The following is a 13,731-nucleotide window of genomic DNA, read 5'->3' on the forward strand; positions in this document are numbered from 1 at the left end:
AACATGACGATATTGCCGAAGGAAATCATGTCCATGCTGGACAGAAACGGTACAAAGGCCGCTGATCTGGTGTACTGGATGGAGTGCGACCGGTTGCCGGATGGCGGCTTTGCAGACAGTTATCTCATCTTGTCCCGGGAATCACTCCACATCTTCCGTAGCAGCGGCATTTCGAAGGAGAAGACGTTTTCGGGATATGCAGCCGGCCGGCATAAGGACACTGGCAAGCTGGTGCAAGACGGTTCCGTCGATTGGGCATGGGAGCGCATTCCCCTTGAACGACTTGAAGCCTTGACCATCGTCAATCTGGTCGCTTCCGGCATGGTCGTCGCCAAGGAGCAGGAGGAGCGAGTGATCGGCGCATTCACAAGCGGTCAAATGAAACAGGCTGTCCGATTTGCGCAAGCCTTCGACAAAATGAAGAAGAACGAGCCCTTTGAGGCCTTCGAACAGGATGAGGAATCGCATGGGGCTTCCTGCCCGACATGCGGATTGATCTACTCTGAAGAAGGCAGGCCGTTCTGCCCGAAATGCATGAAAAGACATGCCGTCTTCGCACGTTTGCTGTCATTTGCAGGCAAGTACAAGCTGTCCATCTTTTTTATCGTGTTGTTTATGCTGCTGAACTCGGTGACCGGTCTCGTAATTCCTTATTTTCAAGGCACGGTGCTATTTGATCAGGCGCTTGCCGGCAATGGGGCTTTCGCGGGGCGGATCGGCCTCGTCATTGTGATCATTCTGGCATTCCGTACGCTATCGCTGTTATTCGGAATCTTGTTCGGCACCATCATCGCAAAGCTGGCGGCCAAGGTCGCATTCGATTTGAAAACGGCTGTATTTACCGCGTTGCAGCGGTTATCGCTCGATTTTTTCATGCGGAGGCAAACCGGCCATCTGATGACCAGAGTGAACAACGACGCTCAGGAATTGCAATATTTTTTCGTCGACGGGCTTTCTTATTTCATCGTGAACGCGATGAACATCATCGGCATCACCGCCGTGCTTCTGTGGATGGATTGGCGGCTTACGCTGATTTGCCTGCTGCCGATGCCGCTGGTACTATGGCTTGTCCGGAGCGCGTTTCCGAAGCTGTGGCGCTTGTCCTGGCGGAGACACCGCAAAGTAAGCGCTCTGAATTCAATCATCAGCGATTCGGTTCGCGGCTCGCGGGTCGTCAAGGCATTCGGTAAAGAAAAGGTGGAGATCAGCCGCTTTCAGCGGTCGAACGATGCATTCTCCGTGGCCGAGCAGCGTTTCAACAAATTGAGCGGAACGGTGTTCCCGATTCTCAATTTTCTGACCCAAGCGGGCGGGATATTGATTTGGGCGTTCGGCGGTTGGTACGTGATGCAAGGCCGGATGTCGTTCGGCACTGTGCTGACGTTCGTCAACTATATGATGATGCTGTACGGGCCGATTCAGTTCATGAACAATATCGTCGGCTGGTGGTCCAATTGCATGGCGGCGGCGCAGCGTATCTTCGAGATCCAGGACGCCGTGCCGGATGTAGCAGAGCGTCCTGGCGCCGTTACGTTGCCGGCGATGAAAGGCGATATTGAAGTCGATAACGTCACGTTCGGCTACGAGCCGAACAAACCGATTTTGAAACAAGTGTCCTTGCGCGCGAGGCCGGGGCAGATGATCGGCATCGTCGGCCATTCGGGGGCGGGGAAATCGACGCTCGTCAATCTGGTGTCGCGATTGTACGACGTAACCGAGGGAGAAATCCGGATCGACGGTGTCAATGTCAAGGATCTTTCGTCAGCTTCATTGCGGCGTCATATCGGGATCGTCTCACAGGATGTCTATGTGTTCTCGGGCAGCATCGCCGAAAATATCGCATACGCTGATCCCGATTGCTCGGTTGAGGACATCCTGCATGCAGCCAAGATCGCGAACGCGCATGATTTCATCGAGAAGCTGCCCGACGGCTACGATACGGAGGTCGGTACGGGCGGCTATAGCTTGTCCGGCGGGGAGAAGCAGCGGCTGTCGATCGCCAGAGCCGTGCTGCACAACCCGAAGGTGCTCATTCTGGACGAGGCGACCGCATCGCTCGATACGGAGACGGAGCTGCAAATCCAGCAGGCGCTCGATTCGCTTGTCAAAGGACGGACGACGATCGCGATTGCACACCGGCTGTCCACGCTAAGGCAAGCCGACTATTTGGTTGTGATGGATAAAGGCGTTGTCGTCGAAGCGGGCACGCACGAAGAGCTGATGGCGATGGAGGGCGTCTATCGGGAACTCGTCCGCAAACATGATGAAGCGCTCAGAATGAAGGGGGAAATCATCGCATGAGGATGGAAGAACATCGGGGAATGGAGCTGGCGGATGCGGCGGGCATCCGATATTTAACGCCGGGCAATTCGGAGTTTATGGAGACAAGCGGCCGCATGCTGTCGGTCCGGACCGGAGGTGAGATGCATTCGCCGGTATACGTGCATTGCTCCTTCCCGCATACGAACCAGCGCTCATTCTTGTCGATTCGAACGGCGGACAACAAGGAGATCGGCATGATCCGCCATCTTGACGATTTTCCGCAGGGGACGGCCTCCCTGATCGAAAGGCAGATGAAGATCCGTTATTTTACGCCGGAAATTACGAAGGTCATTGCCGTAAGCGAGGAGTTCGGCTATTCCTATTGGGAAGTTGCAACGACGGCCGGGCTGTGCCGGTTTACGGTGCGAAACGGCAGCGGCAACGTCAAGTTCGCGGCGGAGAACCGCCTGCTGATCACCGACGTCGACGGAAACCGCTTCGTCATTCCGCAGGTGGATCAGTTGAGCGACAAGGAATACCGAATGATCGAAATGAGAATGTAAACGACGGCAACGGAGGAATATCGATGAATTTGAATTTCACGCTCTCAGATCAGGATCTAGCGGCGGTACGCCAAATCGTCGGAGGGGAGATCGCTTATTGCGTCCCGGCCGACCTGTCGCTGGAAGGACGGCGGGTGGAGGGCTATCTGGCGATCGGCGGCGGCAGGTGGGCGTATGTGCAAGACGGCCAGGTGCGGGATCACGGGGTCATCGCGGAGGCCAGCGATTACAAGCTGGTGCCGTTTGTTGGCAATGCGGTGCTCGAAGCCACGGAGAACGAGACGAAGCGAATCGTCGTCAGGGTGACGATGCAGCATGCGGCAAGGTACGGCTATATCGCCCAAATCTTGAACGACATGGCCGCCAGTCGCCCCGTCCGTATTTATCATGACGAAGCGGACCCGGTTTGTGCGGCATGCGGACGATCGCTCGTCCCGGGTACGCGGGTATGTCCCCGCTGTATGAGCAAGTCAGCCGCTTTCAAACGACTGCTTCTTGTATCGAGAAGTCACTGGCGTAGCTTGATGCTCGGGCTTGGCGTCCTGATCGCCGCTTCGGCGCTGGCGATGGCGGGACCTTATTTCCAGAAGCTGCTCGTCAACGCTGCGCTGGTGCCCCCTGCCGGGCAAGAAGCGAGCGTTAGAGTGTTCATCCTTGCGCTTGCGGGGATGCTGTTCACCCTGGCCTTCGGCGAGCTGCTCGGCATCGCCAGAAATCGGATCATGGCCAGCGTCAGTTCGGGCATTGCGGCCGATTTGCGCAAAACGGTATTCGATCGGATTCAGAGTATGTCGCTCGGATTTTTGACGTCGCAGCGGGCGGGTGACCTGATGAACAGGGTGACGGCCGATACGGACCGCATCCGTCATTTGATTCAGGAGATGTGCACGACGGCCATCTACCAACTGATCATCCTGATCGCTTCAGCGACGCTGCTCTTTTCGGCGGATTGGCGGCTGGCGCTGATCGTGCTGCTTCCGGCGCCATTCGTTGCTTATCTGCACTACTATATTTGGAGACACGTGCTGCACAAGCTGTTTCACAAGCAGTGGCGTATCTCCGACAAGGCGAACTCGTTCCTTCATGATGTCCTGAGCGGCATTCGGGTCGTCAAGGCGTTCGGCCAGGAAGAGCGGGAGATCCGCAGATTTCGGGAATACAACGGTGAATTCGCCGCTGCCGCGATCAAGAGCGAGAAGTTGTACAGCATTTTATCGCCCATCTCAAATTATTTGATTCAGATCGGGCAATATCTCGTCCTCATGATCGGCTGTTACATGATTATCGGCCGGGAAATGAACGTAGGCGAGCTGATCCAGTTCAGTGCCTATGCGGCAATGATATTCGGGCCGATCTCCTGGTTGATGTTCATGCCGCGCTGGATTGCGAATGCCGTCATTTCGATGCATCGCGTATTCTCGGTGATCGACGAACAGCCGGAAGTCATCGATGCAAAGGACGCAGTGGGGCACCGGATTCGGGGCTCGATCGAGTTCTCGGGCGTTTTTTTTGGTTACCGATCGTATGAGCCTGTTCTGAAGGAGATCAATCTCACCGTAAAGCCGGGGGAAATGATCGGTCTCGTCGGTCATTCCGGTTCGGGAAAATCGACGACGATCAACCTGATTTCCCGTTTTTATGATGTCAATGAAGGGGAGATACGGATCGACGGCATCGATATCCGGATGATCCGGCAGGAGGATTTGCGCTCGCAGATCGGCGTTGTGCTGCAGGAGACCTTCCTGTTCAGCGGGACGATTGCGGAGAACATTCAGTACTCGAAGCCGGGCGCGAAACCGGAAGAGGTAATCGAGGCGGCCAAAATCGCCAACGCGCATGATTTTATCATCAACTTGCCCGACGGTTACGACACGAGGCTCGAAGAGAACGGGAACAATTTGTCGGGAGGCGAGCGTCAACGCATAGCGATCGCGCGCGCCGTGCTGAACGATCCCCGAATCCTCATTCTGGACGAGGCGACGGCTTCCCTTGACATCGAGACGGAAGCGGCCATCCAGGAGGCCTTGAAACGGGTGACGAAAAACCGCACGACGATCGCGATCGCGCATCGTCTCTCTACCCTGCGCAATGCCGATCGACTTGTCGTTCTCGACAAGGGGCGGATCGCGGAAATCGGCACGCATCGCGAATTGATGGAGAAGCGGGGCATCTATTATAAGCTGATCACCGCCCAGCGCAGCATGTCCCGCAAGAGCGGATCGTCCGCGGTGGTATCGCCGCAAGTATAGGCAGGTCGGTGTAAGGCGTGGCAGCGAAATCATTTGAATGAACGTTATAAGGAGCTCAATCACAACTCAGGGATGCTGTTTGCCAAAGCTGTTGAACTTGCGCAAAGCAAGAAGCTTTAGCTTGAATTCGGCGTTCATTACTTTGCAGTCAAACTGATGTTTCCATATTTGAGAGTCGTGAACATCATCTGGTTTATTTTCGAAAAACCATTAAAGTCAGAGAAGGAATAAAAAGAGGCAGGCTCTCCGAGAGATCATCCTGCCTCTTGCTTTTTCCTTATTGGCGCTGCGCCTTAATCGGCGTTATGATTTACCGATCGCTGAGCGGAGGCTCCCCATCAAGCCAGTTCCATTCATTGTTTTCCATGAAGACAGTGGTTGAAAGCTGAGGATCGAAGCCAGGAATCCCGAAACCGAGCAACATTCCCGCAACAGCTTTGCATTTCTCATCCGTAGGGTTTCTCAGCATGTCATTTGCCAACTGAATAAAACCGTCCGGCTTTTCCGGTGCGCTCTCGACGGCTGTCATTAACGACTTGTGACAAGGGAACAAGATGCGATTATGGGCAAGAATGAGGCGGCTGCCGAAAAACGCGATCTGGCAGGCCGAATGGGCAAGCAAATAAGGGTTGTCTTTCTTGACCGCTTCATCCACGAAATAATAGCCATACAAAACGATCTGAGCGAAAAAATCCCGGATGTTTCGGTCGCGATTGGCTTCTGGATACACCGGAATTCGCGCGAGTAGCGCATCCAGATCCGGTATTCGCGAAAACCATGCTCTAGATCCGACAAAGGAATACCGCGTCGGCTCGCTGCCACGTTCGGCCGCTTGCTCTAGGAATCGGAGATCGATAATCTTACCGTCGATGTACCCGCCCTCGTAATCGCAAATTTCCTTGTCGTGGTTCATGTACGCCAAGTTGTGTGATTTTTTGCGTTCGGCATACGATTCGTCGTCGACAACCAAATATACGTCAACGTCCGACGATTCTCTGGCTGTCCCCTGTGCAACGGAACCTGTTGTAATAATGGCCAGAATGGAAGAGTCCTGCCGCAACGCTTCCGTCAGTTTGTTCAAAGCCCGTTTATGATGGTCGAACATCGTTATTCCCCCTTGATCGTGTTATTATTTTCAGTATAACAACAGGAAAATAGCCCGAACTATGGGGAAATGCGCCAAAATGCCCGGAACGACACAACACGACAAGCGCTTACAAAAAATTAAAATTTGGATGACTGAAACATCAGCTTTTTTTACATTTATGTCACATAGCGAATCTTATTTGTTCCGATACTCCTGCGGCGTACTTCCGTAATGCCGCTTGAAAATCTTAATAAAATGGGGTGCCGCCAGAAAACCGAGCTGCGAGCTGATTTCGGCAATTTTCATGTCCGTGTTCCGCAGTAGGTGATCCGCTCGCTCCATCCGGATCCGATACAAGTAATCGCCGACGGTTTCGCCGGTAGCGCTCTTGTAGACTTTGGCCAAATACACCGGATGCAGTCCTACGTAATCGGCGACGCCCTGCAAAGATATACCTTCGGCCAGATGCTTCTGGATAAATGCCCTTACCTTGGACGCGATCTGCTGATGCGAATCCTCCAGATGGCGGGAGGCTTTCGCCCGGATCGAGCCGATGGTTTTCTCCGCCCATTCGAAAATGCGCTGTCTGGAAATCTGGCTTTTCTTGCGAAGCAGCAAATCAAACTCTTCGCCAAGCTGCTCCTCAATCGACTCTCCCCCGGATTCAAACAGCATCGTGAACGAGGAAGAAAGATGAAGAAAGACCGTGAAGAGCTGATCGCGGGAAGGCTCGTTTGCCGGATCGCTCATCGACAGCATGCGGCCGACCTTGGCCATTGCCTCGTCCCAATTGCCTGACTGGAGCAAAACGGGAAGCAGCGGAGGCTCGTATAGCTGGATCTTGCTCCGGTCTTCCGTTTTCACTTCCGTATCGTCCACCGTAAGGAAGTAACTTTTGTTTTTCCCCACGCTGCGATTGATCGCCCTCACGGCAGCCATATATGAGTCTGCCACATCGAGCGGGAATGTTCCGATGTTGCCCAAACAGACGGTCAGCGAGCCTTTCAAATATTTTTGGACGTGATTTTGCAGCTTAACGGCGTATGCATCGACCCGGACAAGCGATTCGTTATCCTCGCTTTTAATCAAAAAGACCAGATACCCTTGCTCGGTGACGCCGTGCCACAGCTCAAACAACTCCTGAAACACTTCCTCGGCGATGTTGCTGACGGCGTATTCGAGAAGCGATAGCGAATGAAGGCCGTATCCCGAAAAATCCTCCTCCATGCGAATCACCATCACCAGGTACGGATCACCCTCCCGAAACGAAACATCAATCATTGCGAGCCGCTCTTCCAGCAATTCCGGGTGAACCCGTCTGTTTTGCAGCAGATCGTTCAGCAGTTGGTTACGCAACAGCGGCAGGTTGGCATGCAACGTATGCTGGAGGCGCTGAAAGGAGCTGATTTCCGCCCACTCGCGTTCGATGTCTCCGATGGCGGTGCGAACATTTTCGATTAGGGCGTCGATATCGACGGGCTTGAGCAAGTAGCTAAGCGTCTGGTATTGTATCGCTTTCTGAGCATATTCGAACTCGTCGTGCCCGGATAAAATGATGCAGCGGATTTTTCGCGACAGACGCCGGATTTGCCCGATCAACTCTAGGCCGTCCATCTCGGGCATTCGGATGTCGGTTATCATGACATCGACGGCAGATTTTTCTGCAACTTTAAGCGCCTCTTCAGCCGAGTACGCGCGATGAACCTCTTCGATCCCATACTCGTCCCACGGAATTGTCAATGCGAGACTGTCGACGACCGAGGCTTCGTCGTCCACGATCAACAATTTATACATATGTCAACCCTCCTTGCCTTTGGACCAATACAATTTGACGCTTAACCCTTTGCTCGGAATCGACTCGATTTCCATGCCGGCCGGTGCTTCGAAATGAATGCCCATGCGCTGTCGAATATTCCATAATGCGCATCCTATCGAATCGTCGAGCGGCTGCTCAATGCGTTTTAGCAAATCCCCGAGATCCGTCTCGTTCATTCCCTTGCCGTCGTCTTCCACGATAATCCGGTACCGGGTCTTGTCTATGGCTCCTGTAATGCGAATAAGTCCTGCGTTTCGTTTCTTTTCGATTCCGTGAATGACGCTATTCTCTACGAGTGGCTGAATAAGCAGCTTCGGTACGGGCAGCATTCTCATTGAATCCGGAATGTCGATTTCGTAATGCAGACGGTCCATCCGCAGGCATTGAATGTTGAGGTAATTTTCCACGACGCCCAACTCCTTCTCTAACGTTGTCATCGGCTCGTTGAGCCGGGTCGTATACCGGAAATACTCCGCGAGATTTTTGGTCATCGCTATAACGGCCTTATCGTTGCCTAGCCGGGTCATGTTGTCAATGAAAAACAGGCAATTGTAAAGGAAATGAGGGTTGATTTGCGCCTGTAGCTGTTTGATCAGGGCTTCTCGCGATATGATTTTTTCCTTGTACACCTTTTCGATCAAATCCTCAATTTGTGCCGCCATGTCGTTAAAACTTTCATACAGGATGTCGAATTCGTTGCGGCTTTTTTTCCTGATCCGGAAAGAGAAATCCCCATGCTTGAGCAGTCGGACGCCCTTGAGCAAGGTTACGATTGGCACCTGCACCTTCCTGTAGAGAAAAAGAAGAGTGAAAATACCACCGAGGAACAAAAGAACGCAAGCGATATAGAAGAACGTTTGCGTTTGCTTGATCGGCTGAAGAGCCTGATCCAACGGCAAATAATCGATCATGTACCAACCAAGCGTTCCGGTCATTAGAAAATTGACCATATAATCGACCTCGCCAATCAAGATCGTTTCGGTACCCTCCGTCCGTCCGGTCAACTGCGGAGCAAGAGCGGCCAAAACTTCGTTTACCCGTTCCGAATCGGAAGAGCGATGGGCAATAACGGGATAGTCCGGATGATAAAAAAACGATTCGCTGCCGTTTACGGCTGCACTGTCAAGCATGACACTCAAATTGCTTTTCGGGAACGAGATCCGGATCACGTATGAATCCAGAATGCGCTCGTAAATGAAACGGGAACCGGTCGTATCCAGCTTCCAACCGTTCTGCTGGCCCTGATCTGGTGGTGCTTCCTGCAAACGCGTCGAGCCGATCCATTTCTCCAGCAACCGGGAATAGATCGATATCTGATTAGTCCAGCCTCCCGAAAAGCTCTGCAAATTCATCTTCGCCGTCAAATCCAGCATCAATTGGACTTGCTCGTAGTTGTCCATCAGGTTGATAGACGGGAGCAAAGCCACTTTGGGGTCAGCCTCGAGTGATGTGGCCAGCATGTTCAATTGCTCGACATTTCGGTCCAGATGGCTCGTCATAAAGCGCAGCCGATTCAAGTTGTTCGCCTGAATATCCTTGCGCACGGTGTCTAGGCTGGAGTTAATCGTGTACGTATACATGAACATGACGATGACGGTCGACAGCAGTGTAACCAAGAGAATGCTGAAAAAAGTTCGATACTGTTTGAGCATGGCGCAGGTTCCTTTTACGGACGTATTTGTCTTCTCATTTTAGGCGTACAGCCCGCCTTTTACAACGAGCTGTAGCAAAAAATGATCCGAATATTAAGATCGCGTTACCGATGTTTGGATTTCGTTATATAGAAGTTTCAAACCGGGAAATAAGGTGGCGTCATTGAATTTTTATTGAAAAGTTAATAATGAGATATTTTATCTTTAGATCGCTCTATATCAAAAAGCAAAACGCCGGTCTTACAATAAAGTTGATAAAAATTAACTGACATCCTGAATCTTGTGCAGGAGGAATAGGAGGAACTGATGGAAAGCGCTATCAATAAAAATACGTCTATCATCAAAAGGAGAGAAAAAATCGTAAGAAGAAAGGATAGCTGGCAGCTGTATCTCATGCTTCTTCCCGCAGTGCTGCTTACGCTTATTTTCGTATACGCTCCGATGGGCGGTATCGTCATGGCTTTTCAGGATTACAAACCTTATCTGGGAATTACAGGCTCAAAGTGGGTCGGTATGGAGCAATTCAAATTTCTGTTCGAGTATCCGGACAGCGTTCAGGTGATCTGGAATACGCTGCGCATCGCCGTGCTCAAACTTTTCTTCGGTACGATCACCACATTGACGTTCGCGTTGCTGATAAACGAGGTTCAGAAAAAATGGATTCGCAATTCGGTCCAGACATTCGTGTTTCTCCCTCACTTTTTATCCTGGGTAGTGCTCGGCGGCATCTTTATCGAACTGCTGAATCCGCAGTCCGGCCTGATGAACCGGTTTCTAGGCGTATTCGGAATCGATCCGATTTTCTTTTTGGGCGACAACAACTGGTTTCTGGTCACCGTGGTGGGAACGGATGTCTGGAAGGAATTTGGATACGGCTCGATCATTTTCCTGGCGGCGTTGGCGGGAATCAATCCGGCCCTTTACGAAGCAGCGCAGTTGGATGGTGCCGGTAGATGGAAGCAAACATGGCATATTACGCTCCCGTCGATCGTGCCTACTATTGTTGTTGTTCTTACGCTGACGCTCAGTCAAGTGCTGAACGCGGGCTTTGACCAGATCTTCAATCTTTACAATCCTCTAGTTTACGAGAAAGGGGATATTATCGATACGTTCGTCTATCGTATCGGTCTCGTTGGCGGAAATTACAGCTTCGGCACTGCGATCGGATTGTTCAAGTCAGTCGTTGGGCTGATCCTGATTGTCGGCGGGTACCGGCTCGCTTATAAAGTCGCCGGCTACAAAATTTTTTAAGGAGTGAACAAAATGCAGCCAATCCCAGCATCGGAACGATGGTTTCAAAGTATAAACAACATTTTCATGATTTTTCTAGCCGCGATATGCATTCTGCCCTTAATCCATGTCGTTGCGATTTCTTTCAGCTCAAGCGCGGCGGTCGCAGCGAACGAGGTGACCTTCTGGCCAATCGGCCTGAATTTCTATTCGTATGAGCGAGCGCTGGGGGACCCTCGATTGCTGAATTCGGTGTGGCTGTCCGTGCAACGGACGGCTCTGAGTCTCGCACTGGGACTGCTGGTGAACTGCATGGCGGCCTATGTCCTGTCCAAAGGCGGGGGAAGAGACGGCATCGCGGGTTACAAAGGATTTGTAGGCTTCTTTATCGTCGCGATGTTGTTTAACGGGGGTATGATCCCGACTTATTTGCTGGTGACCAAGCTCGGCCTGTACAATTCGATATGGGCGCTGGTTCTCCCAAGCTTGGTAAACGTATTTTATCTGATTTTGATCATGAACTTCTTCAAAGCGCTGCCCAAAGAGTTAGAAGAGGCGGCGTTCATGGATGGGGCAAATCATTGGCAGGTGTTCGCTCGGATGTTTTTGCCGTTGTCGCTTCCCGTGCTGGCGACTGTCGGTCTATTCCTCGTCGTGATGGAATGGAACGAATGGTTAATGGGCCAGATTTATATGAAGGGGGACAACGTTCCGCTGAGTACATTCTTGAAGTCGATTATCGCCGTTCCTGTCATCGACGCGAGCAACGCCAGTGAAGCCGCAAAGCTAAACAATCGTTCGATCAGCTCGGCTCAAATCCTGATCGGAGCGCTGCCAATTTTGTTGATGTATCCTTTGCTGCAGCGTTTTTTTACAAAAGGGATTGTCATCGGTGCGGTGAAGGAATAAGGTTTTATAGACCGTCGATGTTAAGATTGCGATATCGGAAGTTCAGGAAGCGCTATTTTGATGGTATGTATGCGCTTTTATAATGAATATGAAACCTATTTTAACCAAACGGGGGTAATGCAATGAACTTCAAAAGAAAATTTCTTTCCGTGGCGATGGCTGCAATTGTCCTTTCCGCGTTGTTAGCGGCTTGCAGCGGCGGTGGAAATGCCAATGACGCCAACAGTAGCAATGTTCCATCAGGTGACACCAAACTGAATATCGTCAACGGAAAAATCGAACCTACGGTAACGATTACGATGGTTCGGGGAGAAGACCCTACCACCAAATTCAAAAATGGTGAGACATATTACGACAATGTGCATACTCGCTGGGCGGAGGAAACGCTTGGTGTCAAGCTCGAAACGCTTTGGACATCTCCGACAGCCGATACTTCTTATGACACCAAGTTGAAGCTCATGCTTTCCTCCGGAGACAAGCTTCCCGATGTCTTCGTTTCAACCCAGCCCATTACGACGAATCTGTTTATCGAATCCGGCAAGTTGCTTGACGTAGGCGAAGCGTTTGACAAATATGCTTCGGACACGTGGAAAGAGGCCATGGCGGAGACACCGGAAGCTTGGTATCCGTTTATGCAGGATGGCAAGAAATACGCACTGCCTGTTTTAAGGCCTACGTTGGGGACTCAATCGCCTCTGTGGATCCGACAGGATTGGTTGGATAAGCTTAATTTGAAGGCTCCAACAACGATCGAGGAACTGGAAACCGTAATGGATGCCTTCGTCAATCAGGATCCGGACGGCAACGGTCAGAAAGACACCTATGCCCTGGAGTTTGGAATGAAGGATACGATTACGAAATATCCGATTGGAGATCCGTCGTGGATTTTCGGTTTGTTCGGAGCGATTCCGGAACTCTGGTATCCGGGAGAGGACGGAAAGCTTCAATACGGTTCTATTCAACCTGAGATCAGGGAAGCGTTAGCGAAGCTGAGTGAGTGGAAACAAAAAGGCTACATTGCCGACGATATCGCTCTTCATGATTTCAATAAGATCACAGAAAACGTAGCGTCCGGAAAAATCGGCATCCTGGGCGGAGCGGACTGGCTGATGGTCTACCCGGGAGCGTTGATGCTCGATTCAAACCCAAATGCTATGTATACGCCTTATCCGCTTCCGCAAGGAGTGGGCGGCAAGAACATGCGTAAGATCGACAGCCCGCATACAGGCGCTATCATGATCAGCAAGGATATTTCCGAAGAAGCGCTGCAAGCCTTTTTTCACTATCAGAACGCGCTGTATGAATCGTACAATACCGAAGATCCGTTTCTCTTTAAAGGGTTTCAGGAAGGTTACGACTATGTGATCAAGGACGGCAAAGCGATTGTGGAAGAAAGTCAAATTCCGGGAGGCAAAATCCCGACCATGAAGTATACGATTTCTGGTGCACAAACTGTTTATATGTCCAAATTAACGGAAGCCAGCCTTAAACGAGCCAGAGGCGAGGAACTGACGAATCGGGAAATGGCTTTCTTTGCCTCATCCGGTATTTTGGCGGTGGACGACAGCAACCCACTTGAGAAAATATCGGATGTGGCAAGGCTTGTCATTGCAACGCAGACGGATGCGGATGTGCCTAATTTTTTCCAGGGTCCGACAACGCCAACAATGACTTCGCGCAACGAGCTATTGATGAAAATGCAGATGGACACCTTCACGGAAATCATCTACAACAAAAAGCCTGTAGACGCCTTTGACGATTTTGTAGAAAAATGGAAATCCTCAGGTGGAGACAAAATTACGGAAGAAGTCAACGAATGGTACGATTCCGTTAAGCAGTAACGATATCCGGCAGAATAAACGGCTTCGGTACATACCGGAGCCGTTTGCTATTCTAACGGGAAAATGGCGCGATCTCACATATTCAAATCGTTCAAAGCTATGCTACTTTCAGATTACAGGAG

The 13,731-nt window shown here is 51.3% G+C and carries 9 protein-coding genes; 6 read left to right on the top strand and 3 right to left on the bottom strand.

The window, feature by feature from the left end; translation table 11 throughout:
- Positions 1 to 3: 3 nt before the first annotated feature.
- The 3 genes from NST08_RS14135 to NST08_RS14145 are packed head-to-tail and all read left to right on the top strand — an operon-like array spanning position 4 to position 5,074.
- On the top strand, positions 4 to 2,301 hold the full coding sequence (locus tag NST08_RS14135) for an ABC transporter ATP-binding protein (protein WP_341341877.1): 2,298 nt from the start codon (positions 4 to 6) through the stop codon (positions 2,299 to 2,301).
- Positions 2,298 to 2,825, top strand: a complete 528-nt coding sequence (locus tag NST08_RS14140) for a DUF1854 domain-containing protein (protein WP_213615379.1) — start codon at positions 2,298 to 2,300, stop codon at positions 2,823 to 2,825. The genes NST08_RS14135 and NST08_RS14140 overlap by 4 nt, the downstream gene beginning before the upstream one ends.
- 23 nt (positions 2,826 to 2,848) lie before the next feature.
- Complete coding sequence (locus tag NST08_RS14145) at positions 2,849 to 5,074, top strand: ABC transporter ATP-binding protein (protein WP_341341878.1); 2,226 nt, start codon at positions 2,849 to 2,851, stop codon at positions 5,072 to 5,074.
- 310 nt (positions 5,075 to 5,384) lie between these two features.
- Here the strand turns inward: NST08_RS14145 and NST08_RS14150 are convergent, their stop codons facing one another.
- The 3 genes from NST08_RS14150 to NST08_RS14160 all read right to left on the bottom strand — a co-directional run bounded on the left by NST08_RS14150 (position 5,385) and on the right by NST08_RS14160 (position 9,629).
- Positions 5,385 to 6,179 (bottom strand): nucleotidyltransferase domain-containing protein, encoded by a 795-nt coding sequence (locus NST08_RS14150; RefSeq protein WP_341341879.1) that lies wholly within the window; start codon positions 6,177 to 6,179, stop codon positions 5,385 to 5,387.
- 177 nt (positions 6,180 to 6,356) lie between these two features.
- Positions 6,357 to 7,955 carry a response regulator gene (locus NST08_RS14155; RefSeq protein WP_341341880.1) on the bottom strand — a complete coding sequence of 533 codons (1,599 nt, stop codon included), beginning with the start codon at positions 7,953 to 7,955 and terminating at the stop codon, positions 6,357 to 6,359.
- A gap of 3 nt (positions 7,956 to 7,958) precedes the next feature.
- On the bottom strand, positions 7,959 to 9,629 hold the full coding sequence (locus NST08_RS14160; RefSeq protein ID WP_341341881.1) for a sensor histidine kinase: 1,671 nt from the start codon (positions 9,627 to 9,629) through the stop codon (positions 7,959 to 7,961).
- A gap of 306 nt (positions 9,630 to 9,935) precedes the next feature.
- On the opposite strand from NST08_RS14160, the gene NST08_RS14165 reads away from it, so the two are divergent.
- From NST08_RS14165 to NST08_RS14175, 3 genes are all read left to right on the top strand, one after another.
- Positions 9,936 to 10,880 carry an ABC transporter permease gene (locus NST08_RS14165; RefSeq protein WP_341341882.1) on the top strand — a complete coding sequence of 315 codons (945 nt, stop codon included), beginning with the start codon at positions 9,936 to 9,938 and terminating at the stop codon, positions 10,878 to 10,880.
- Between the two features lie 12 nt (positions 10,881 to 10,892).
- The gene (locus tag NST08_RS14170) at positions 10,893 to 11,768 is read left to right on the top strand and encodes a carbohydrate ABC transporter permease (protein ID WP_341341883.1); all 876 of its coding nucleotides are present in this window, start codon (positions 10,893 to 10,895) and stop codon (positions 11,766 to 11,768) included.
- 122 nt (positions 11,769 to 11,890) lie between these two features.
- Positions 11,891 to 13,609 (top strand): extracellular solute-binding protein, encoded by a 1,719-nt coding sequence (locus tag NST08_RS14175; RefSeq protein ID WP_341341884.1) that lies wholly within the window; start codon positions 11,891 to 11,893, stop codon positions 13,607 to 13,609.
- Positions 13,610 to 13,731 lie beyond the last annotated feature (122 nt).

Source organism: Paenibacillus sp. FSL K6-1566 (assembly GCF_038050475.1).
GTDB lineage: Bacteria > Bacillota > Bacilli > Paenibacillales > Paenibacillaceae > Paenibacillus_AQ > Paenibacillus_AQ lactis.